The 22,752-nt window shown below is 30.8% G+C and carries 21 protein-coding genes; 10 read left to right on the forward strand and 11 right to left on the reverse strand.

The features are described from left to right. Nucleotides 1-33: 33 nt before the first annotated feature. Nucleotides 34-2,877, forward strand: coding sequence for a TonB-dependent receptor (locus WNY78_RS15605; protein ID WP_342874150.1), 2,844 nt, complete (start codon nt 34-36; stop codon nt 2,875-2,877). A 73-nt stretch (nt 2,878-2,950) separates the two neighbouring features. Here WNY78_RS15605 and WNY78_RS15610 read toward each other — a convergent pair whose 3' ends face one another. Further along, complete coding sequence (locus tag WNY78_RS15610) at nt 2,951-3,307, reverse strand: nicotinic acid mononucleotide adenyltransferase (protein ID WP_321221539.1); 357 nt, start codon at nt 3,305-3,307, stop codon at nt 2,951-2,953. Between the two features lie 397 nt (nt 3,308-3,704). Here WNY78_RS15610 and WNY78_RS15615 point away from each other — a divergent pair, with 397 nt between their 5' ends. Both WNY78_RS15615 and WNY78_RS15620 read left to right on the forward strand, forming a co-directional pair. After that, nucleotides 3,705-4,907, forward strand: a complete 1,203-nt coding sequence (locus WNY78_RS15615; RefSeq protein ID WP_342874151.1) for a porin — start codon at nt 3,705-3,707, stop codon at nt 4,905-4,907. A 77-nt stretch (nt 4,908-4,984) separates the two neighbouring features. After that, nucleotides 4,985-7,285 carry an inorganic phosphate transporter gene (locus WNY78_RS15620; RefSeq protein WP_342874152.1) on the forward strand — a complete coding sequence of 767 codons (2,301 nt, stop codon included), beginning with the start codon at nt 4,985-4,987 and terminating at the stop codon, nt 7,283-7,285. Between the two features lie 68 nt (nt 7,286-7,353). On the opposite strand, the gene WNY78_RS15625 is transcribed toward WNY78_RS15620, so the two are convergent. Continuing rightward, entirely contained in the window at nt 7,354-7,857 is a 504-nt protein-coding gene (locus WNY78_RS15625; RefSeq protein ID WP_342874153.1) for an RDD family protein, read from the reverse strand. Nucleotides 7,858-7,942: 85 nt separating this feature from the next. Here WNY78_RS15625 and WNY78_RS15630 point away from each other — a divergent pair, with 85 nt between their 5' ends. Then, on the forward strand, nt 7,943-8,665 hold the full coding sequence (locus tag WNY78_RS15630; protein WP_342874154.1) for a DUF6503 family protein: 723 nt from the start codon (nt 7,943-7,945) through the stop codon (nt 8,663-8,665). Here WNY78_RS15630 and WNY78_RS15635 read toward each other — a convergent pair. The 3 genes from WNY78_RS15635 to WNY78_RS15645 all read right to left on the reverse strand — a co-directional run bounded on the left by WNY78_RS15635 (nt 8,662) and on the right by WNY78_RS15645 (nt 12,443). Beyond that, entirely contained in the window at nt 8,662-9,171 is a 510-nt protein-coding gene (locus tag WNY78_RS15635) for an RDD family protein (protein WP_342874155.1), read from the reverse strand. The two genes, WNY78_RS15630 and WNY78_RS15635, sit on opposite strands and share 4 nt — an antisense overlap. A 179-nt stretch (nt 9,172-9,350) precedes the next feature. After that, a complete protein-coding gene (locus WNY78_RS15640; RefSeq protein ID WP_342874156.1) occupies nt 9,351-11,150 on the reverse strand; it encodes a ribonucleoside-diphosphate reductase subunit alpha in 1,800 nt (599 codons plus the stop codon). A gap of 3 nt (nt 11,151-11,153) precedes the next feature. Then, the gene (locus WNY78_RS15645; RefSeq protein ID WP_342874157.1) at nt 11,154-12,443 is read right to left on the reverse strand and encodes a ribonucleotide-diphosphate reductase subunit beta; all 1,290 of its coding nucleotides are present in this window, start codon (nt 12,441-12,443) and stop codon (nt 11,154-11,156) included. Between the two features lie 995 nt (nt 12,444-13,438). On the opposite strand from WNY78_RS15645, the gene WNY78_RS15650 reads away from it, so the two are divergent. After that, complete coding sequence (locus tag WNY78_RS15650; RefSeq protein ID WP_342874158.1) at nt 13,439-14,173, forward strand: LytTR family DNA-binding domain-containing protein; 735 nt, start codon at nt 13,439-13,441, stop codon at nt 14,171-14,173. 1 nt (nt 14,174) lies between these two features. Beyond that, nucleotides 14,175-16,157, forward strand: a complete 1,983-nt coding sequence (locus tag WNY78_RS15655) for a tetratricopeptide repeat protein (protein WP_342874159.1) — start codon at nt 14,175-14,177, stop codon at nt 16,155-16,157. Here the strand turns inward: WNY78_RS15655 and WNY78_RS15660 are convergent. Together WNY78_RS15660 and WNY78_RS15665 are read right to left on the reverse strand one after the other, a co-directional pair. Continuing rightward, nucleotides 16,154-16,858 carry a DUF4412 domain-containing protein gene (locus tag WNY78_RS15660; RefSeq protein WP_342874160.1) on the reverse strand — a complete coding sequence of 235 codons (705 nt, stop codon included), beginning with the start codon at nt 16,856-16,858 and terminating at the stop codon, nt 16,154-16,156. The genes WNY78_RS15655 and WNY78_RS15660 overlap by 4 nt on opposite strands. A 233-nt stretch (nt 16,859-17,091) precedes the next feature. Further along, nucleotides 17,092-17,361, reverse strand: coding sequence for a T9SS type A sorting domain-containing protein (locus tag WNY78_RS15665; protein WP_342874161.1), 270 nt, complete (start codon nt 17,359-17,361; stop codon nt 17,092-17,094). A gap of 89 nt (nt 17,362-17,450) precedes the next feature. Here WNY78_RS15665 and WNY78_RS15670 point away from each other — a divergent pair, with 89 nt between their 5' ends. Beyond that, nucleotides 17,451-17,579 carry a hypothetical protein gene (locus WNY78_RS15670; protein WP_342874162.1) on the forward strand — a complete coding sequence of 43 codons (129 nt, stop codon included), beginning with the start codon at nt 17,451-17,453 and terminating at the stop codon, nt 17,577-17,579. A 242-nt stretch (nt 17,580-17,821) separates the two neighbouring features. Here the strand turns inward: WNY78_RS15670 and WNY78_RS15675 are convergent, their stop codons facing one another. After that, a complete protein-coding gene (locus WNY78_RS15675; protein WP_342874163.1) occupies nt 17,822-18,391 on the reverse strand; it encodes a DUF3109 family protein in 570 nt (189 codons plus the stop codon). A 111-nt stretch (nt 18,392-18,502) separates the two neighbouring features. On the opposite strand from WNY78_RS15675, the gene WNY78_RS15680 reads away from it, so the two are divergent. The 3 genes from WNY78_RS15680 to WNY78_RS15690 are packed head-to-tail and all read left to right on the forward strand — an operon-like array spanning nt 18,503 to nt 19,920. Further along, nucleotides 18,503-19,090: a MarC family protein gene (locus WNY78_RS15680; RefSeq protein WP_342874212.1), complete on the forward strand. Its 588-nt coding sequence runs from the start codon at nt 18,503-18,505 to the stop codon at nt 19,088-19,090. Nucleotides 19,091-19,114: 24 nt separating this feature from the next. Continuing rightward, the gene (locus WNY78_RS15685; RefSeq protein ID WP_342874164.1) at nt 19,115-19,318 is read left to right on the forward strand and encodes a hypothetical protein; all 204 of its coding nucleotides are present in this window, start codon (nt 19,115-19,117) and stop codon (nt 19,316-19,318) included. After that, nucleotides 19,318-19,920 carry an FAD-dependent oxidoreductase gene (locus WNY78_RS15690; protein WP_342874165.1) on the forward strand — a complete coding sequence of 201 codons (603 nt, stop codon included), beginning with the start codon at nt 19,318-19,320 and terminating at the stop codon, nt 19,918-19,920. The genes WNY78_RS15685 and WNY78_RS15690 overlap by 1 nt, the downstream gene beginning before the upstream one ends. Here WNY78_RS15690 and WNY78_RS15695 read toward each other — a convergent pair. The 3 genes from WNY78_RS15695 to WNY78_RS15705 form a co-directional block, all read right to left on the reverse strand. Beyond that, complete coding sequence (locus WNY78_RS15695) at nt 19,917-21,542, reverse strand: S41 family peptidase (RefSeq protein ID WP_342874166.1); 1,626 nt, start codon at nt 21,540-21,542, stop codon at nt 19,917-19,919. The two genes, WNY78_RS15690 and WNY78_RS15695, sit on opposite strands and share 4 nt — an antisense overlap. Beyond that, entirely contained in the window at nt 21,543-21,974 is a 432-nt protein-coding gene (locus tag WNY78_RS15700) for a dCMP deaminase family protein (RefSeq protein ID WP_342874167.1), read from the reverse strand. It lies immediately after the preceding gene. 155 nt (nt 21,975-22,129) lie between these two features. Next, on the reverse strand, nt 22,130-22,720 hold the full coding sequence (locus WNY78_RS15705) for a HupE/UreJ family protein (protein WP_342874168.1): 591 nt from the start codon (nt 22,718-22,720) through the stop codon (nt 22,130-22,132). Between the last annotated feature and the right edge of the window lie 32 nt (nt 22,721-22,752).

The raw sequence follows: 22,752 nt of genomic DNA on the forward strand, positions 1-22,752 counted from the left end.
AGCGAGTAGTATGTTTTAGATAATTAACTAATTATGAACAAAAAAATATACTCACTCTTAATACTTTTCTTTATATGTGTAGGTTTTGTTAATGCTCAAAAAGGAATAGTAGCAGGTAATCTTATTGATGGTGAGTTTGTAGAACCAATGGCATTTGCTAATATTTTAGTCAAAGGGACAACTACAGGAACTACTTCAGATTTTGATGGAAAATACAAGTTAGAATTAGATCCAGGAACCTATACATTGGTGTTTTCATTTGTTGGTTACAATACTCAAGAAATTGTAGATGTTGTTATCAAAGCTGGAGAAGTTACTGAGCTAGATGTAACACTACAAACAAATTCATTAGACACCATTATTTTAACAACAAGTGTCAAAAAAAACACAGAAAGCGCTGTTTTAAATTTGCAAAAAAAGTCGGTGACCTTATTAGATGGTTTATCTGCGCAAGCTATAAAAAGTAGTGGAGCAGGGAATGTTGCTGCTGCTGTAAAAAATGTACCAGGTGTTTCTATTCAAGGTGGTAAATATGTTTATGTTCGTGGTTTAGGTGATAGATATACTAAATCTATATTAAATGGTATTGATATTCCTGGATTAGATCCAGATAGAAATACAATACAAATGGATTTATTTCCAACAAGCATTTTGGATAATGTTATTGTATTAAAATCTGCAGCCGCAGAATATCCAGCAGATTTTACTGGTGGTATTGTTGATATTATTACTAAAGACTTTCCTACTAAAGGAGAATATTCTATCTCTTTAGGAACTAGTTATAATCCTGATATGCACTTTAATGAGAACTATTTAACTTCGGAAGGGAGTGATACAGATATTTTTGGATATGATGATGGTACTAGAAATTTACCAATAAATAGATATCAACCCATTCCTGCAACTAGTGAAAACAATGCATTATTAACAACACTTACTAATAGTTTTCAAAAAGAATTGGCTGCAAAACAAGAACGAAGTGGGATGGACCTTGATTTTGGTTTTACATTAGGAAACCAATATGATATTGGAGATGATAAAATAGGATATCAAGCTTCATTTTCTTACAAAAACACAACAACGTTTTATGAAAATCGTGTGGATGGTGCTTATATTAAAAACCCTCAAGATACTTCAGAATATGAATTACTTGCTGCGTTAGATTCTAGAGGTTCCGAAGGAATAAATAATGTTATTCTAAATGGTTTAGCAGGTATTGCTTACAAAACTGATAAATCTAAGTTTAAAGTTAATATACTACATATTCAAAATGGAGAATCTTCAGCTGGTTATTTTGATCAAATAATTTCACAAGATGGAACTGGAGGAGCTTTAGAACCATTAACTAAAAATGCGATTGCTTATACCGAAAGATCAATAACTAACTTATTAGTAACAGGTAAACATAGATTAAACAGCATTGGTGATGAAAAAGCATTTAATTTTGAATGGAAACTATCACCAACATTTTCTAAAGTAATGGATAAAGGACATAGAATTACTCCATTACAGCAATCTGATAGTGGCAATTCTTTTTTGTCGCCTTCTGCTTCTACGTTTCCAATACAATTATGGAGAAATCTTTTAGAAGAATCATGGAATGGAAAGATTGATTTAGATAAAACAATAAGTTTATTTAATAGACCTGCTAAAATAAAGTTTGGTGGAGCTTATACCTATAAATTCAGAGATTTCAGCATAGATGATTACACGTTTAATATTAGAGGTAACCAATCATTTATTGCTAATGGTGATGTAAATAATTTATTAGCTTCAGATAATATTTGGAATCCAACAAGTGATGCTGGTACTTATTTAATAAATATAGATACGTTTAATGCTAACGATGCTTACGAAGGAGAACAGCACATTGGAGCTAATTATGTGTCATTGGAGTTTAATGTAAGTGAAAAGATGAAAACTGTTGTTGGATTAAGAACAGAGTTTTTTAAATCGTACTATACAGGACAAGATGGGCAAGAGGTATTTGATAGAGAATTAGTATTAGATGAGTTTGATTTTTTTCCATCGGCTAACCTTATTTATGCTTTAAATGATGATGATAATTTAAGAGCATCATACTCTCGTACAACTGCTAGACCTTCGTTTAAAGAACAATCTAATTCACAAATATTTGATCCAATAACAGGACGTTTGTTTATTGGAGCCTTAGGTGTAAAACCTTTAGTACCTACGTATATAAACAACTTTGATGTGAGGTATGAGCATTTTGGAGAAAAAGGTCAAATGTTTGCTATTAGTGGATTCTATAAAGGGTTTACAGATGCAATTGAACAGCAATTCTTTGTCAATGCACCAACTCAACTTACTGTAGGTAATTTAGGAGATGCTAATGTTATTGGAGCAGAGTTTGAAGTGCGTCAACGTTTAGGTTTTATTACTGAAGGATTGAACAACCTAAAAATCAATGCAAATGTATCTATCATAAAGTCTGAGTTAACGATGTCTGACGATGAGTATCAAGGTAGATTAGCAAGTGCTAGAGATGGAGAATCTATAGATAAGAAAAGAGACCTTCAAGGTCAAGCTCCTTATTTAATTAATGTAGGTCTAGATTATAACAATGATGATTTAGGGTTGCAAACTGGTTTGTTTTTTAACGTACAAGGAAAAACATTAGAGGTTGTTGGTATTAGAGAAGTGCCAGATGTGTATACAAAACCATTTAATAGTTTAAATTTCACATTAAATAAAACGTTTGGTGAAAATGAAAATACATCAATAGATCTTAAAGTGTCAAATATTTTAGGTAATGAAAGAATAAGTGAATTTGAATCATACAATGCTCAAAATCAAATATTCACTTTGAGAGATCCAGGTACAACCTTTTCTTTAGGATATACTTATAAATTCTAGAATAGAAGTTTGAGTTAGTCAAAAAAAAAATCCCAACTTAATGGTTGGGATTTTTTATTTTATAAATATATTTTTAGTTACTCACAGCGACTTGAACTTTATCTGTCCATTCACTTACGCTCGCCACTTTAGAATCTTCATAATTAACTTCTTTAAGTTTATTATCAGACCAAAATAACCATTTACCAACTTTTTTATTGTTAACGTAGTTGCCAACTGTTACTTTGTTACCATTTTGATCATAACTGGTCCAAACACCATGAAGCTCTCCTTCTTTATTAAAAGTACCTTGTTGTTCTATAGCTCCATTATCATGGTAGTAAGTTGCTACGGTTAAGTCTCCATCTTTATTTAATTCTGCTTTTGGCTTTTCTTGTGCAAATGTAAGCGTCACACCTAACATTAATAAAATTGCGAATATCTTTTTCATATTGAATTTGGGTTTTAATGATTAATAATTAAGTAACAAAAATATGATAAAATTTACAAATACCAAACATTTAGGTAACATTAAATTAACATTAGGCTTGTAGTGTACTGTAATTAAGTATTTTAAGTGTTTTTGTTTTGAGTTAATTCTTAATAATTAGATAATATTAGCATTACAATTAGATTACGTTACATTCCCATATTTGCTCAAGTGTTTTAAACACTATTTAGAACTTCATATATTTTATTAGTTTTTGTCGACTAGAAGACTATGATGTCTAATAAGGCTGCTTTTATTAAAGCAGCCTTTTTTTTAAGATTTTTTAAAATCTTAATTTTTAGGAAACGTTCAGTTAACATTAGAATCGGTTATTTGCAGCGACAAAAACTGATAATCAATGAAATCTAAACTAACCTTAGCATTTTTGCTATGTGTTTATGGTTATACATATTCTCAAGAAATTAGTGATACCTCTTTTGGTAAAGGGTTAATTAATTTCGTAGCCAAGGATAGTTCCTTTAGTATAAAATTCGCGCCTCGTTTTCAAGTACGTTCAATATCTTCATGGGATCATGATGGAGAGCAATATGGTAGTCCAGAACACAACTTTATAGTTAGACGAGCACGTTTAAAATTTGATGGGTTTGCTTATAGTCCTAAGCTTAAATACAAAATTGAGTTAGGATTATCTAATAGAGATATCTCTGGAGCAAATGAGTTTAATAGAAATACACCTCGTTATATTTTAGATGCTGTTATCATGTGGAATTTTGCTCCTAATTGGGAATTATGGGCAGGGCAAACCAAGCTTCCAGGAAATGTAGAGCGTGTAGTGTCTTCTGCAAATCTTCAATTAATAAACCGTTCACTTTTAAATAGTCGTTTCAATATAGATAGAGATGTAGGTCTTCAATTGCGTCACAAATCAAATTTAGGAGGTGATTTTTTAATGCGAGAAAAACTTGCTATTTCTCAAGGTGAAGGTCGTAATGTTACAGAAGGGAATGAAGGAGGATTACAATACACTGGGCGTTTAGAGTTTCTTCCCTTCGGAAATTTTAAGTCGAAAGGAGATTATGTCCAAGCAGATTTAGTTCGAGAAGAAACCCCTAAATTAATGGTTGGTTTTACCTATAACTTTAACCAAGGAGCTGTTAGAGAACGAAGCGGATTAGGAGATTATATGTTTAGAAGTGATGAATCACTTTATGAAACAGATGTGACCACGATTTTTGCAGATGGCATGTTTAAATACAACGGGTTTTCATTTATGGGAGAATATGCTAAACGTACAGCAGCAGATCCAATTGCTTTAGATATAGATGGAATAACTCCAACTGGAGATGTTGTTTTAACAGGTAACGCAGTAAACCTTCAAGCTGGTTATGTATTTAAAAGTAATTACGAGGTAGTAGGACGTTTTACAACTTTAGATTACGAATCTGTTACTGGAGCACTTCCAAGAGAGCAATATACTTTAGGTGCTTCAAAATATATAGTAGGTCATAAATTAAAAGTTCAAACGGATATTAGTTATAGTTCATTAGATGGAAATGATGATAACATTATGTTTAGATTAGGCTTTGACATTCACTTTTAACCAAAAAACATAACAATTAGGTAACATACTAGAGAGAAACTCTAAAGATATTTGCACACCTTTTTAAATTAAAGATTATGGATAATATTTATTTATATATGATTATTGCACTAGCCATATTAGCGATAGCTGATTTGGTTGTAGGTGTTAGTAATGATGCAGTGAACTTTTTAAACTCTGCAATTGGATCTAAAGCGATTTCTTTTAGAACAATTATGATTGTAGCAAGTGTAGGTGTTGCAGTAGGAGCTGTATTCTCAAGTGGAATGATGGAAGTAGCCAGAAAAGGTATTTTTAATCCAGGAGAATTCATGTTTAATGAAATCATGATTATTTTCATGGCAGTAATGATTACCGATATATTATTACTGGACTTTTTTAATTCAATAGGTATGCCTACTTCAACGACAGTATCTATTGTTTTTGAATTATTAGGTGCTGCAGTTGCAATGGCTTTAATTAAAATTGGACATGATGGAGGAAGTTTTGAAGATGTTGTAGGATATATCAATACCTCTAAAGCAACAGAGATTATATTGGGTATACTGCTCTCGGTCGTCGTCGCCTTTTCTATAGGTGCACTCGTTCAATGGTTCTCAAGATTACTTTTATCTTATAATTTTGAAAGAAAAGCAGCATGGGTTGGCGCTTTGTTTGGTGGTATGGCTATCACTGCAATTACTTATTTTATTTTCATGAAAGGTTTAAAGGGTACAGCTTATGCAAGCCAGTCCTTTGATATTCTAGAAGGTGGAACCATGAAAGACTTTTTAGAACACCAAGTACTATATATTATCTTAGTAAGTTTAGTTGTTTGGTCAATTTTCTCTTATGCGCTTATTGCGTTTTTAAAGACTAATATCTATAAGCTCATTATCGTTCTTGGAACGTTTGCTCTTGCTTTAGCTTTTGCAGGTAATGATTTGGTAAACTTTATTGGTGTACCTATTGCTGCATACAATGCTTTTGAGCAATGGACGCTTTCTGGATTACCAGCTACAGAATTTCCAATGGATGTTCTAGCCAAAAAAGTACCAACTAATAATTTACTGCTATTTGCTGCAGGTATGATTATGGTGTTAACGTTATGGTTTTCTACGAAAGCTAAAAACGTGGTTAAAACATCATTAGACCTTGCTAGCCAAGGCGCAACAAAAGAACGTTTTCAACCAAATTTTTTATCTCGTGGATTTGTTAGAGTTGCTGTAGGTTTATCTCAAGTGTCTTCTTATGTTTTACCAAATACTTGGCAAGCAAAAATTGAAAAGCAATTTGAAGCACCTGTAATTTCTTTACCAAAAGATAAAAAGTACGAATTACCAGCATTTGATATGGTAAGAGCTGCTGTAAACTTAATGGTTGCTGCTGTATTGATATCTATTGCAACATCCTATAAATTACCTTTATCAACAACCTATGTTACTTTTATGGTAGCAATGGGTACTTCTTTGGCAGATAGAGCTTGGGGAGCAGAAAGTGCAGTATATAGAGTAGCTGGTGTAATAAATGTAATTGGAGGTTGGTTCTTTACAGCATTTAGTGCATTTACTGCTGCTGCTTTAGTTGCTTATCTATTGAACTTAAATATAAATGTGATGTTTCCAATTTTATTGGTAACAGCTTTTGGATTATTAATTAGAAGTTCTTTGGCACACAACAAAAAGTCGAAAGAATCTAAAGCAGAAGATAGTTTAACTAAAGCAGAAAGTAGCTCAGTTCAAGGTGTGATTCATGAAAGTGCAAAAAACATTGCTAGTGTAGTTAAACGTGGAAATAAAATTTATACAAATGCAATTAAAGGTCTTGCTATACAAGACTTGTCTCTGTTGAAGAAAAACAAAAAGCAGGTCATTAAGCTGTCTGATGAAATAGATGAATTGCGTGACAATATATTCTACTTTATTAAAAATCTTGACGAATCCAGTATTGGAGCTAGTGATTTTTATATTAATATTCTTGGTTACCTTCAAGATATGACCCAATCTTTAGAATATATTTCTAAGGTTAGTCATAAGCATGTTAACAACAATCATAAAAAATTAAAGTTCTCTCAAATCAAAGAGTTAAAAGAAGTAGATGATAAAATGGAAATTTTATTTAATGAAACTAAAGCTGCTTTTGATTCACAATCATTTGAGAAGATTGGAGAAATTTTAAATGATAAAGCTAAAGTGTATGACTTGGTTAAGGAGAAAATTCAAAAACAAGTAGAGCGCACACGTACTGAAGAGTCTAGTCCGAAAAACACGACACTTTATTTTAGTTTGTTGTTAGAAACTAAAGATTTATTAAATGCTACAATGAATCTATTAGAAGAATATCATAATTCACATGATGGTTCTGTAACACCAGCAAAACTTATGGATACAGAAGAATAATACATGTTCTTTATACATAAAAATGACCATCTACTTTTAGATGGTCATTTTTTTTATAATCATTGGTTTTACTCTCCAATTCTTCCAATTTCGTCTAAACCTTCAAAAGTTGCTTTCTTAGCTTCAAATTTTGCAATATCAACAACGTAAGTTTTTGAGATAGAATCGTGCCATCCTTTTCCATCTTCTCCAAGAAATGAGAATTGTTCAAACGGAATAATACGACATAACGAACGCACTAAAATCTCATTAAAAGTAGGCTTTGATCCATCATAGAGTACCACTTTAGTTTTTGTTATGTATTTTGCTAATGACCTACCTGTTAAGGTTTCAATGGTTGTATAATATAGTAATAAGATGATAAAACCAAAGACGAATTCCATAAGCCTTCCAGATTCAAAGAAAAGTTCTATTAAAAAATAATTACCGGTTAACTCTGAAACAACACCAATTACAACACCAAAACCAGCGCCTATTATAATTTGTATGATGTAATCAATAAAATAGTTAGCAAATCTAATGCCTTTTGACGCTAAGACGTCTGGTGTAACTGTGTATTTAATTCTGTTCATAGGTTAGTTAAGTTATGTGATTTTCAAATATAAGATTCTTAGGTTAATCTCAAATAGTTTAATTTAGTATTAAAAGTTTTGCATTATGAAACACATAGCCTTCGTTATTCTCCTATTATTTAGTTTTCAGTTGATATCTGCCCAAGAAATATCTGGAAATGAACTCCTAGAAAAAGCCATTAATTATCACGATCCTAATCATAATTGGTCAACATTTAATGGTGAATTAAATATCACTATGGAAACGCCTAATAACAAAAGTCGCGATAGTAAAATCATCATTAATTTACCTTCGGAACTATTCTACGTCCATGCTAAACGTGATACAATCACAACAGAATATACCCTAGAAAAAACAGAATGTACTATCAAATTAAATGGTGCAGTTGATATTTCCGAAGCGGATAAAAAGACCTATAATTTGAATTGCGATAGAGCCAATATGTATAAAAACTATTATACTTATCTCTACGGATTACCAATGAAATTGAAAGATGAAGGCACAATTATACATGATAAGGTTGAGCGTAAAACGTTTAAAGGAAAAGAATATTTGGTGCTAAAAGTTACTTATGATGAAGGTGTTGGTAGTGATGTTTGGTACTTTTATTTTGATCCAAAAACGTATGCTATGGGCATTTATCAGTTTTTTAAAACAGATGAGAATGGTAAGTTAAAACCAGATAGTGGCGAATACATACTTCTCACCGAAACAACAATGATACAAGAGATTAAAATCCCTAAGAACAGAGCTTGGTACTATAATAAAGATGATAAGTATTTAGGTACAGATTTTTTGGTGGATTAGACATCTTCACCTATGAGACCAATTTGTTCTAATTCTAATAATGAGTTCTTTTTCTCATTAAATTTATCTGCTTTGACGACATAACAATCTGCAATAGAGTCGTGCCAACCTTTTCCGTTTACGCCTAAAAACGAAAGTGCATCAAAAGGAATCCATCTACTTAAACTTCGCTTAACTAATTGTTTTGTTGTGGGTTTATTGCCATCAGTAGACACAACTATGGTGTTTGTTGCAAACTTTCCTAATGTTTTAAAGGTGTATTTTTCCATGAAAAAATAATAGACAAACATGAATAGATAACTTACAAAGAAGTCTTCTAGTTCAGACATGCCATTCCAGAAATCATTTAAAGTATAATTACCTGTAAATTCTCCTAAATAGAAAAATCCATAAGATAAACCATATAAAAACGCATATTGTGGCACTAGATCTATAAAGTGATGAAGTAAGCGTTGACCTTTGCTTGCTAATAGGTCGTCTGTGATTTCAAAGGTGTTTTGGTGCATGGTTGAAATGGTTAGGGATATTCAAACATAAAAAAAAACCTCTTTTCAAATTAAGAAAAGAGGTTTTAAATTATAATATTTCCGAAGAAAAGATATAAAAAAAGCATCTCGATAATTAAATATCAAGATGCTTTTGTTTTCACTATAATTAAATAGAGATTCCTTTTTACAAAGAAATTTTATCCTTCACAACTAGCACATTCTTTCTTTTGCTTAAATTTTTGTGCAGCATTCATACTGTGTTGGTAGTACAATGATTTTACACCAAGTTGCCATGCAGTTACATACAGTTTATTAATGTCTTTAACTGGCATATCTGGATGCACCATAATATTTAATGACTGTGCTTGATCAATATGATTTTGTCTATTGGCAGCTTGATAAATGATAGTCATTTGATCAATTTCAGAATAGGTTTTAAACACATCCTTTTCGTGATCTGTTAATTCTTCTAAATGTTGTACAGAACCATCGTAATCTCTAATGCTTCTCCAAATTTCAGTTGTATTGATTCCCTTTTCTTCTAAAAGAGCAACTAAATATGGATTTTTAATCGTTGTTTTAATTTTCGCGATATCTTTTACATAACTATTAGACCAAATTGGCTCAATACCTTGTGATACTTGTCCTAAGATGAAAGCAGATGAGGTTGTTGGTGCCACAGCATTTAATGTTGTGTTACGTCTTCCGTATCCTTTTAACACTTCTGGCTCACCAAATAATCCTGCTAATTCTACAGATGCTTTATTTGATTTTTCGTTAATCGTTTTAAAGATTTCACTGTTTAAGTTAAATGCTTCTTGACTATCAAAACTTAGCATTTTTGATTGTAATAATGAATGCCAACCTAATGCTCCTAATCCTAAAGCTCTATTTTCTTTTGCAAAATTATAGGCTTTCTCCATGAACATGAATGTTTGTCTATCGTCACGATCTGCAGAATCTCTATACACTTCTAGTTTTGTAATAAACTCTTCTAAAACAGCATCTAGGAAATAAACCATTGTTTCAACAGCATCTGTATCTTTCCACTTATCATAATGTAATAAGTTAATAGACGATAATACGCATACAAATGACCAGTTTTCATTGGTTGGTAACATGATTTCAGAACACAAATTACTTGCGTAGATTTCATGATTTTTATCTTTATAGACATCTGGTGCATTATTATTAGCATTGTCTTTAAAGAAAATATAAGGATATCCTATTTCTCCTCTACGTTGTAATACTTTTGCCCAAATGGCTCTTTTATCTGCATCACCATCAATCATCTCTTGCATCCAGTCGTTACCAACAGTAACACCATGTGTTAATTCTTGGATTGGATTACCTTCTGTTCCTATTTCTAAAAACTCATGAATATCATTATGCTCAATTGGTAAATATGGAGAAAAACGACCACGTCTAACAGAACCTTGACTTACAACATCTACCATTTTTTCAAACAACTGCATGATGTGAACTGCTCCAGAAGATTCTCCGTTATTTTTTACAGGAGCTCCTCTATGACGCAATTTTCCGAAGTAACCAGAAGTACCACCTCCTAATTTTGACATCATACCAACTTCAGATTGTGTATATAGGATATCTCCCATATCATCAGAAATATGTGAACCAAAACAACTAATTGGTAAGCCACGTTTTTTACCAAAGTTAGACCAAACAGGAGATGCTAATGAGTAATAGCCTTCTGCCATATAGCCATAAAACTTATCTGCAAAACCATCGATACCTAATATTTTTTCAGCATTATCAGCAATTTCTCTAATTCTTTCTTCAGGAGTTGTATCACCTGTAAGGTAACCAGAGGCTAAAAATTGGCGACTGTGCTCTGTTAACCATTTAATTTCTGGTTCTGATTTAGCGTCTTTTATAGCTTCTTTTCGAGCTTTTAATAAGTCGTCGTGTGTTGTTGTTTTTGTAGTTTGAGGGTTAACTACTTCTTTTTTAAGGTCTAAGTTAGTTTTGTCGTTCATGGTTTAAAATAGGTCGTCGCTAGTTATACTTTTTGTTCTTTTGCTATAATTGATAGAACGCTTCACGAAGAAATCTCCATGTTTAGTTCCTATGATTTCGTCGTCAAACCATTCGGTTTGCTCTAATAATTTTTCATCGACATCAAATACTTTTTCAATACCAATACTTTCTAATGAATCATTAAATCTGTTTTTAAGAAATTCATTAATCACATCTTTAGGTAAGAAATCTAATTCACCAGCTTCAAAGATCCAATCCACTAGTTTGCTTTCAGATTTAAAAGCTTCTTTACAAAGTTCTCTTACTTGCTCATTGTGTTCTGCATCAAACCATGTTGGGTTTTCAGCTTTTATAATTTTGATGATGTCAATACCAAAATCACCATGAATTTGTTCTTCTTTTGATGTCGCTTCAACCACATTAGAAACACCTTTAAGCATGTTTTTATGCTTATTAAATGCCATAATGATTAAAAATTGAGAGAATAAAGACACGTGCTCAATAAAGAGAGAAAACAGTAAAATAGATTCTGCATACTCTTTATTGTCTTCACTTTTAGCATTTTTTAAAGCCGTTTCTAAATAATGAACTCGTCTCATTATTACAGGCTTTTTCTTTAAGTTTTTAAACTCATTGTTAAGGCCTAATATTTCTAATAAGTGAGAATATGCATCATGATGACGTACTTCACTCTCAGCAAATGTTGCACCTACAGATCCTATTTCTGGTTTTGGCATTTTATGGTAAATGTCTCCCCAAAATGATTTTACTGCAACTTCAATTTGTGAAATGGCAAGCATTGTATTTTTAATAGCATTTTGCTCAACTACAGTAAGTCTCGTTTTAAAATCTTGAATATCGCTAGTGAAATTAAATTCAGAATGAATCCAATAAGAATGTCTAATAGCATCTACATAATCATTAAGTGCAGGATACTCGTAAGGCTTTAAATTGATACGCTTTTCAAAAATATTTGTTTTTCTGTTTCTTGTTTGCTCATCTCTATATAAGATATAAGCTTTAGCAACATCTTGAAACGTACTGTTCATTAATTTAAGCTCAACAAGATCTTGAACCTCTTCAACAGTAGGTAAGTATTTATGATCTCTTCCTTTTCTTTCTAATAATGTTTCTAAAACATTTGCAGAGATTAATTTAGCATCTTCTTTTGTACCATTACCAACAGAAATCATTGCTTTTTCAACTGCATTAGAAATTTTATTTAAAACAAACGGAGTTGTTTCGTAATCCCTCTTAATAATTTGTGTAATTTCTAATTGTGTGATGTCCATAATTTTTTTCAATTTAAAGGCTAAGATGTCTTTTGAATGATTTATAATCATTCAAGATTTAAAGTAAATTTGTAAATCGTATAATATTTTTCCTTAGTTGAAATAAAAAGGAAGGTATTTAATATTTGATTTTTTCTATCTCAAAAAAACACTAAAATCTATTCTGTTTTGCCTTCAACAAAGATTGACATTTGTAGTTAAAGATAAAAGACAATTTTATAAACATTGTCAACAAGTTTTTAACAAAGCTGATTATACCTAGAAAAACTTAAGATTATTAAATTTTAATTTAAACACCTGATAATCAATAGATTAATAATAAAACGAATTAATTTTTTTTGTAAGTTAAATCCTGTTAAAACTTTGCTCATGAAGTGGTTTTACTTATGGTCATTAATTTAGAATTTTGTTAAATGGAGTTCGAAAAATAAAATAGATTTAACTGTGCTCTGTTTTCTTAAAAACCAATTAATATTAGAATAATTCACCCTAAAACGACTTATTTTTGTTTGCTTCTGAAATGAAAAGTGACAATTTAAATGCCCATTACTTTTTGAAGATGACTATAATTTTAAATTGTTTTAAACGAAAAAAGAGAGCTGTTTACAGCTCTCTTTTCTTCCCTAATAATTAACTAACTAAAACTATTCACAATACATGAAGTCTTGTTATATGAAATTAATGTTTTAAAAAAAAGTCAGGTACTAACCTGACTTTTTTAATGATTAATAGCATTTTATCAAAATAGTAAAATCCCCACGATTACTCTATTTTAATCTATTAATTTGATTGGTCATTTTAATTTCATTTCAAATATGATAAATAAAATGATTTAAAAACTTTCAATTTGTATGGATGGTTACAAAAAGTGTATAAATGGTAATGCTTTAATAAACATGCATAGAAATGAACGGTTAAATAACACTTTACACAGAAAATGATGCTAACTATACATATTACTTACAAGGTATAGGATTATGTTTTATATTTGATTTATGATTAAAGCAGTTATAGTTGATGATGAGCCAAAAGCTATTCAAGGATTGTCATGGGAACTCACAAATTTTAGTAATGATATTGAAATTATTGAGACTTTTTCTAATCCTGAAGAAGCTATTGCATACTTAAATGTCAATACTCCAGATTGCTTATTTCTTGATATTCAAATGCCAACAATGGATGGTTTTCAGTTTCTTGGAAAGTTATCTAATACCAATTTTGCCATTGTTATTACCACAGCTTATGATGAATATGCTATCAAAGCCTTAAAACATGAAGCTATTGATTATTTGTTAAAGCCAGTAGACTCTGATGATTTAAAAGAAACCATATTAAAAATAAAAAAATTCAATTCTAGGATATCAAATTCTTCTAAAATTGAAGAAGTGTTAGTTAGCTTTAATGAACGATTTGATAAAAAGAAGATTACTATAAATACTGATGGAAAACTTATTTTTTTAGATATTGACGATATTTTATTTGTGGAGTCAGATGGTAATTACAGTACTATTGTGACAGCTAAACAGCAAAAAATTGTGATTACTAAAAAGCTAAAAGAAGTTGATGCTATTTTGCCAGAGCATTATTTTTTTAGAATTCATAATTCTTTTATCATTAACTTGAATAAAATTAAAGAGTTCATCAAGAGTGAAGGTTATGTTGTGATGGAGTCTAATCATAAAATTCCTGTTGCTAGACAACGAAAATCAGATTTTTTAGAAAAACTATAATTTGAACATTTTCAAATCCCATATTGTAAATCCTTCTACTAATTTTTCATTGGTGATATTTCTATTTTTTATTCTTAGTTTTCAAATTATAGGTGCTCAAGAAAATGAAAAAGAGTTTGAACAAGATATTGCCAACTTAACTTCTTTAAGACCCAAAAACTTTGCAACTATAGATTCTATTTTTAAAAAGCATTCTAGAGATAGTATTAAAATGAAGACGTTAGCAAAAACGTCTAAAACCATAGATTATGTAGAAGGTGAAAGTTATGGGCTTAATGCTTTAGGTGTGATTTATCGAAATATATCACATTATGAGAAATCGATTGAAATTCATAAAAAAGCAAAAACACTAGCAGATATTAGTGATAACATAGAATTTAAAATCATTAGCTTAAATAATATAGGTGTTGCATATCGTAGAATGGATCTTGTAAAACCTGCATTAGATTTTCATACTAAAGCTTTAGATTTTGCGAGATCTATAGAAAACCCATCTAAAACAATATCTCATAATATTGCGGTTTCACAAAATAGTATCGGTAATATTTATCTCATTTTAGAGCAGTATGAATTAGCTTTAAAACAATTTGAGAAATCTTTAGAAATTGAAAAATCACAAAGTAATAGGTTAGGCCTTGCTATTAATTATCAAAACATCGGTTATACTTATGAGGCTCAAGGTCAACTTGAGGATGCGTTACGTAATTATAAATTGTCTTTAGAATTTAACGAACAAATCAACTCAAATTTAGGTCGTGTTATTTGTTATAATAGTATTGGTCAAGTCTATATCAAACAAAAAAAATATATAGATGCCAAAGTCATTATTGAAAAGGCTTTAAATAAGGCTATAAAAATCAACGACCAATTTTACATTGCAGCGACCTTAATTAATTTAGGTTGGGTTCAAAAAGAAATGGGAGATCTATACGCTTCCGAAAGTCATTTAAAAAAAGGATTAGAAGTTGCAAAACAGTATAATTTGAATCTTTCTATTGTTGAGGCAGATAAACATCTTTCAGAATTATATAATAAATCGAAAAACTATCAGGCAGCATTAGAGCATTATAAAGAATCTGTTGCTGTTGAGAAAACCATTAATAATGAACGAAATTTACGATATGTAAATGATGTTATTATTCAGTATGAAAACGAAGCAAAGAACAATCAAATTAAAGCACTTGCTACTGAAAATCAAGTTTGGAAATCTAAATTAGAACGCAATAAAAAAATATTTTGGTATTCTATGTTAGTCTTGGCCATCATTGTGGGAATCTTGGTCGCTTTATATAGAACTAGACAATTAAGTCAAGAAAAGCAGATTTTAACTTTGGAGCAAGATATGTTGCGAAGTCAAATGAATCCTCATTTTATTTTCAATTCATTAAATTCAATAAAACTGTATATCATTAATAATGAGAAAGAAAATGCAGTGTATTATTTAAACAAATTTTCAAAACTTATTAGAAAAATTTTGGTGGCTTCTTCGGAAAAAGAAAATTCTTTGGAAGATGAGTTAGATACCATGAAACTATATATGAATATTGAAAACATTAGATTTTCAAACGAAATAGATTTTGAAATTAGTGTAGATGATAATATCAATACTGCAAATATAAAACTGCCATCATTAGTCTTACAACCATTTTTAGAAAACGCACTTTGGCATGGATTGTCTTCTAAAAAAGACGATAAAAAAATTGAATTGCATGTTTATAGAACACAAGATGATTTTGTCATGATTTCTATAAAAGATAATGGAATTGGAAGAGACAAGTCTGAAAAAATAAATAGAGATAAATTCATAAAACGAAAATCTGTTGGTATAGCAATTACAAAAGCGCGATTAGCAAACTTTTCTAAAGACTACACCAACGATTATCAAATTGAGATAGAAGATCTTTATGATGACAATAAAAATGCCATTGGCACAAATGTTATTGTTCAAATACCGACACGATCAAATGTCTTGAGAACTGCTTAATTTCCAAAAGAAGACATTATAGAACCATAAGCCGAAGCATTTATTGAAAAATCTGTTTTGTCTAAACCAACACAATCCATAGTCATACTATTTTTCGCTTTCTTTTTGTCAACGAAAATCATTTGCATCATGAGTCCGTTATTTGCATACTTTTTCATCCAATCTGGATTAAAACCTTTAGGCATGTTTTTAGCATTTGCTCCAAAAACCTGATTAAAACTAACAGGTACATCATCTGTAATATAAAACGTGATTTTATGTTCATCATTTTCACTCACAAAACCTTCACACTCATAACCCATTATAGTTTTAGAGTCTATTTTAGTAAATGTATAATCTGAGTTATCAACATCACTACCAAAATCTGAAGCATTAATTTTTGTTTTTTGAACCACTTTTTTTCCCATCATTTCCATGAACATGGCAGTCACTCCTAGATTTGAATCCATGACCATAAACATTTTTGTATCAGAGCCTTTAGCCATTTCTGCAGTGTCAAAACCAAAGTATTTACCATCTTCCTTTAAGAAGTACGTAAGTATTAAATCTCCTTTTTTATGTGTCATTTTTAGCTTGTACGTATAATCAAAATCGTAAGTTGATGGTAAATCAATTTTAGATGCTTTTTGAGAATACCCATTAAAGAAAAACATTAAAAATGTTAAGCAAAGGGAGAATTTTAAAATGTGTCGTGTTTTCATTATTTCTGAAATATTAAAAATTAAAAATTTGTAAAATGATAAGATAAAGAATCTAAAGTGTTAAAAACTAGCTTAATGTATAGTTAGTTTTAAATGTTGTGTTGTTGGATGTTAATTGTCAAATTACTACTATGAATGGTTTTAAATTCTTGTTGCTTTATGAACTTAATATGCTGAAATGAACTATTTGTGTTGTCTTCTATTTTCAGAATATAGACACCTGAAGCATATGTTTAAAGATCAAATATGTTGTAGACTTCTAATTTTTTTTGCTGAAAGATCTCTTTTCCAAAAACATCATAAATTGAAAAAGAATAATCACCAAACTGCTTGAAATTTATATGAATATTATCTTTAGTAGGATTTGGGAAGATGTCAAAACTTTCAGAATTAAATTCGCCAACAGATAGAGGATCTACATTAATTAAAGCGCGTTTATATAGAGACCATGTTCCATCTTGGTCTTGCACTCTTAAGTGTAAATAATGATCTCCAGTTGCCATATCATTAGGAATTTGAATCACAAAGTCTTCATCTAAGGTAAATCCTTGGGTGATTACAATTGATGTCGCATTGCCTATTCCTTAGATCTGTGTCAAAAAAATACTCTGCTGCAAATATTGGTATATTCGCTCCAACCTATGAAAAGCAATCAGAAAACAATCCTAGTCGTAATGATGATGTGGTTCTTTTAGGTGCAAATAATGGTCGATTTTTATAAGCACTTAAAAGATGTAAAATCTAAAAAATGAAGCTTTACAATTAGCAAAATTAAATTATTTGTCATCAAAAAATGATGGTAATCTTATGCGTACTTATTATTGGGCTGGCTTTGTTGTTTCTGGAGATATTTCGCCTATTATGAGTGACGCTTCTTGTGAGAAATATAGTATTGGAGTCTTAATTTTATTGTCACTCTTTGGCCTGTATTATTTTAAAAAAAGAAAGTGATTTTTTTCTAAATTATTTCAAATGTTTGTCAGCTACTTTCTCCAATTCCATATACCAATCTTCACCAAATTTTCTAATCAAAGCCTCTTTTACAAATTTATAAACCGGTACTTGTAGTTCTTTCCCAAGAGAACAAGCATCATCACAAATTTCCCATTTGTCATAATTAACAGCAGAAAATTCAGAATAATCCTTAATTCGAATAGGATATAAATGACAAGACACAGGTTTCTTCCATGAAATTTCACCTTGATTATAAGCTTCTTCTATTCCGCAGAGCGCAGTTTTTTTATCATCAAAAATAACATAAGCACAATCTGCACCATTAATCAATGGTGTTTCAATTTCTCCAAAAACAGTTGTAATAGATGTACCTTCTTTTTCTATGACATCAATCCCTTCTTGTCTTAAAAAAGGTTTGACTTTTGGGTAGATGTCTTTTAGAATTTGAGCTTCTTCTGCATCTAAAGGCGCTCCAGCGTCTCCATCAATACAACAAGCACCTTTGCATGCAGATAAATTGCACACAAAATCTTTTTCAATTATATCTTCTGAAACGATTGTTTTTCCTAGTTGAAACATACAATGATGGACTAAATTTATAAAAGCAAAAGTAGGTAAACTTTACGATTTTTTAACGTTGTAAATCTCTTATAATGACCTACTTTTGCCGAAAAATTTGAAATCATGGATATTCAATTAAATATAAAAGAGATTTTTACTGCATTTATGATCTTATTTGCGGTCATTGATATTATTGGTAACATCCCTATTATTATAGATTTACGTAAAAAAGTAGGTCATATAGAAAGTGGAAAAGCGTCAACAATTGCAGGTGTAATTATGATTATCTTTTTGTTTTTAGGACAAACAATTTTATCTTTCTTAGGTGTTGGTGTCAATTCATTTGCAGTAGCAGGTGCATTTATTCTATTTTTTATTGCGCTAGAAATGATTCTTGGTATTACACTTTACAAACAAGATGAAAGTACAACAATGACAGCTTCTGTTTTTCCGTTAGCATTTCCATTAATTGCAGGACCAGGAAGCTTAACAACATTATTGTCATTACGTGCAGAATATAGAATTGAAAATATCATTATTGCAGTTATACTAAATGTTATCATTATCTTTATTGTGTTAAAAACATCTTCAAAGATTGAACGATTTATTGGTCAAAACGGAATTAATATTATTCGTAAAGTATTTGGTGTTATTCTTTTAGCTATAGCAGTTAAATTATTTGCACATAACATTAAAGCACTCTTTGAGATGGCTTAAATTAATAAAAACGACTCTTAACACATGAAATATTTTACCATTATAGTCACCATCATAGCAGCAGGACTAATTATCTATAATTCAACAATGTTAGATTTCAATAATCTATTTGAGGGACAAAGTATTGTTGCTTTAATCACAATTTTTGCGTCATTGTGCGCTATCATTTTGCTACAAGTTTTAAGATTATCTAAGCGAGTAGATAACAAACTTAAAGGACGACAATAATGTACGATGCATTTATAATAGGTGGTGGAGCAGCAGGTATGTCTTGCGCTTTAGTTTTAGGGTCAGCAAAACCAAAACCGTTTGCTGCAGATAAACGTATTGCAATTGTTGCACATCAAAAATCTAGTCATTTGCAAAACGCACTATTTAATAATGTGTTAGGATTAACTCCAGGTACTTTGGGTGCAGATATATTAGAAAATGGTACAAAGCAGCTTCATGATTTATATCCGCATGTTGAGCAGATTGAAAATGAGAAGGTGAGTTCAATTTTAAGTACTTCGGAAGGATTTACAATCACTACAAATAAAAATGAGTACCATTCAAAACTGGTCGTTATTGCAGTAGGTTATACAAATTTGTTAACGATACAAGGTTTAGAAAATTATGTAGAACCACATCCTCGAGCAGCTATAGAAAAAGATCGTATTTGGTTAAAAAACCAAGACCATTTAGTTGATAACGGACTGTATGTTGCAGGAACCTTAGCAGGTTGGAGAAGTCAATTTGCCATTGCTTCTGGCAGTGGAGCACAAGTTGCTACAGATATTCTAACACTTTGGAATGACGGGAAACAAACCAAGATTCATGATAAGGTTTAATGTTCTTCGGAAAGTTTAGCCTCAAAATAATCATTGCCTCGGCTTAAAATAATTACCTCGTCAATCATATCATCACCTTCATTTAGAATTTTTTCAGCAATAGTACTTCCGTAGAGTTGTTGTGCTAATTCAGATTTGATTAAACGCTTCATCTGGTCGTGATAAGCTACAAATGTGAGGTTGGTGTTCTCTTTTAGATTAACAAAATCTTGAAACTTAACGACAATGTCATCGCTTATTTCAAAATTTGCTACGAAATCATCAGATGTGACATCGCTATAAACACTTCTGTCTCTATCTAATTCTTCAAAAACAAAATTGCTAATATATTCTCGACGTTTGAGGTAAATAAGAGTTTCATTCTGAATTGAAGCGTTCATAGGCACAAAAACATCAGGTATAATGCCACCTCCTCCATACACCACTTTACCTTTTGGTGTCGTAAACTTTAAGGAATCAGCTATTTTTATTTGCTCTGCATCTTCAAACTCACCACTTTTTGCTCGTTTGTAGTAATCTTTATAATAATCATTACTCTTACCATTATCATAAGGTCTTTGAATAGAGCGACCAGTTGGTGTATAATATCTAGAAACGGTTAACCTTACTGCGCTACCATCACCTAATGACATTTCTCGTTGTACTAATCCTTTACCATAACTGCGTCGTCCTACAATTGTGCCTTTGTCATTATCTTGTAATGCACCAGCAACAATTTCACTTGCAGAAGCTGAACTTTCATTAATAAGAATATAAACTTCGCCTTCTTCAAAATCTCCTTTTCTTGTTGCAAAGCTTTTTTCAACTTTACCTGTTTTATTTTTTGTGAATAATATGAGTTTGTCATCTTCTAAAAACTCGTCTACAATTTGTTCTGCGATGCCTAAAAAACCACCTGGATTATCACGTAAGTCTAATGCTAATTGTGTTGCGCCTTGATCTTGAAGCATGTTTAAAGCACGCTTAAATTCTTTGTAAGTAGACTCTGCAAAACGATTTATTTTTATATAACCTAGTTTATCGGTAAGCATATAAGCTGCATCAACACTTTCAATTGGTACGACATCTCGTTTTACTTTAATATCTATGAGTTTGTCTTCTCCTTTTCTATAGATGGACAGTTTTACTTTAGTACCTTTTTCCCCTTTTAATTTGGAGATAATATCTGAGTTACTCCATTCTTTTCCGAAGATAGAATCACCATCTGCCATCAAAATACGATCACCAGCTTTAATACCTGCTTTCTCACTTGGACCATCTTTTACTGTTTTAATCACAGCAATGGTATCATTATAGGTGTAAAAATTAACTCCTAAACCAACAAAATCTCCTTTCATATTATTGGTGACACGTTCTAATTCACTTTGTGGAATATATGTAGAATGAGGATCTAGATTATCCAATATCCCATTTACAGTAACATCAACAATACTATCTGTATTAACGTCATCAACATATTCATAATCTATGTAATCTATAAGTCTGTTGAGTTTGTCTTTTTTACTATTTGATGTAAATAAACGATCTGAAGTATCAGTAAAATTTAATTTTCCGCCAATAAAAACACCTGCTGCAATGGCAACACCAATAATAAGTGGGATGTATTTTTTTTGAAACGTCATTTATACTTTTATATCTTCAATTAATTCTAATTCAATACCTGCTTTTTCTAAAAATTGTAATCCAGAATCGTCTTTATACCCTTTATGGTAAACCACTCTAATAATTCCTGCTTGATGTATTAATTTACTACAATCTTTACAAGGCGATAATGTAATATATAAAGTTGCTCCTTTACAAGATTGCGTAGAGGCAGCAACTTTTAAAATTGCATTTGCTTCAGCATGCAACACATACCATTTTGTGTAGCCCTCGTCATCTTCGCAATAGTTTTCAAAACCTGTTGGTGTACCATTGTAACCGTCTGATATAATCATTCTATCTCTTACAATTATTGCGCCAACTTGTTTGCGCTTGCAATGTGAGAGTTTTCCCCATTCTTTCGCAATTCTTAAATATGCTTTATCGTATCGTAATTGTTTTTTATTAGGCATTATTTTGGTTTAGTGGTATTGATTTTTCGTCGGAAATATCAACTCAACCATTAAAGTTATATTTCAAATGTAATAATTATTAAAAATCTAGGTCGTGTTTTAAGACTTTCATAACGTTTAAGTTTTATCAAAACGTATCTTGAAACAACTATTTTTTATGAGAATAAGTCACTTTTAATAAGAATTGGTAATACAAAACCTACCACAATTGCAGAAGTTACCATCACCCAATCGCGTTTTGAAAACCTAAAAATAGTTTGACAGAGAAAGCTTAAAAAGATGACTATAAAAGCTACAAAAAGTTGTCCAACTTCAATACCTAATCCAATTTCTAAAAGTGCGAGTAGTTTGTTTTCCGAAGAAGAAATTAAGCGCTCAAACGTACCAACATAACCTAAGCCATGAATTAAGCCAAAAAATAACGTCGCAAAAAATACCAATCCAAAAGTGGTTCCATGAGATTTTTTACCAGCAGTAAACACATTAAATAAAGCAACTATTAAAATAGATATTGGTATTAAAATTTCAATTAATTTAAGATTAACATTTATAATGTCATAAGTGGTTAATGCTAATGAAACACAATGACCTACTGTGAACATTGAAATGAGAATAAATACACGTTTCCAGTCCTTAAATAAGTAAGGAACCGTTAATACGATTAAAAATAAAATGTGATCATAGGCTTTTAAATTAAAGATGTGGTATACACCATCTTGAAAATTTGACAGAAATTGGTCTATCATAGTTGTTAGATTTGGGTACTACTAATTAAATT

Source organism: Psychroserpens sp. AS72 (assembly GCF_038900375.1).
Classification (GTDB): Bacteria; Bacteroidota; Bacteroidia; order Flavobacteriales; family Flavobacteriaceae; genus Psychroserpens.

Coding starts and splice junctions, on each gene's coding strand:
- WNY78_RS15605 (WP_342874150.1), top strand. CDS start 34: ATGAACAAAAAAATATACTCACTCTTAATACTTTTCTTTATATGTGTA.
- WNY78_RS15610 (WP_321221539.1), bottom strand. CDS start 3,307: ATGAAAAAGATATTCGCAATTTTATTAATGTTAGGTGTGACGCTTACA.
- WNY78_RS15615 (WP_342874151.1), top strand. CDS start 3,705: ATGAAATCTAAACTAACCTTAGCATTTTTGCTATGTGTTTATGGTTAT.
- WNY78_RS15620 (WP_342874152.1), top strand. CDS start 4,985: ATGGATAATATTTATTTATATATGATTATTGCACTAGCCATATTAGCG.
- WNY78_RS15625 (WP_342874153.1), bottom strand. CDS start 7,857: ATGAACAGAATTAAATACACAGTTACACCAGACGTCTTAGCGTCAAAA.
- WNY78_RS15630 (WP_342874154.1), top strand. CDS start 7,943: ATGAAACACATAGCCTTCGTTATTCTCCTATTATTTAGTTTTCAGTTG.
- WNY78_RS15635 (WP_342874155.1), bottom strand. CDS start 9,171: ATGCACCAAAACACCTTTGAAATCACAGACGACCTATTAGCAAGCAAA.
- WNY78_RS15640 (WP_342874156.1), bottom strand. CDS start 11,150: ATGAACGACAAAACTAACTTAGACCTTAAAAAAGAAGTAGTTAACCCT.
- WNY78_RS15645 (WP_342874157.1), bottom strand. CDS start 12,443: ATGGACATCACACAATTAGAAATTACACAAATTATTAAGAGGGATTAC.
- WNY78_RS15650 (WP_342874158.1), top strand. CDS start 13,439: ATGATTAAAGCAGTTATAGTTGATGATGAGCCAAAAGCTATTCAAGGA.
- WNY78_RS15660 (WP_342874160.1), bottom strand. CDS start 16,858: ATGAAAACACGACACATTTTAAAATTCTCCCTTTGCTTAACATTTTTA.
- WNY78_RS15665 (WP_342874161.1), bottom strand. CDS start 17,361: ATGGCAACTGGAGATCATTATTTACACTTAAGAGTGCAAGACCAAGAT.
- WNY78_RS15675 (WP_342874163.1), bottom strand. CDS start 18,391: ATGTTTCAACTAGGAAAAACAATCGTTTCAGAAGATATAATTGAAAAA.
- WNY78_RS15685 (WP_342874164.1), top strand. CDS start 19,115: ATGAAATATTTTACCATTATAGTCACCATCATAGCAGCAGGACTAATT.
- WNY78_RS15690 (WP_342874165.1), top strand. CDS start 19,318: ATGTACGATGCATTTATAATAGGTGGTGGAGCAGCAGGTATGTCTTGC.
- WNY78_RS15695 (WP_342874166.1), bottom strand. CDS start 21,542: ATGACGTTTCAAAAAAAATACATCCCACTTATTATTGGTGTTGCCATT.
- WNY78_RS15700 (WP_342874167.1), bottom strand. CDS start 21,974: ATGCCTAATAAAAAACAATTACGATACGATAAAGCATATTTAAGAATT.
- WNY78_RS15705 (WP_342874168.1), bottom strand. CDS start 22,720: ATGATAGACCAATTTCTGTCAAATTTTCAAGATGGTGTATACCACATC.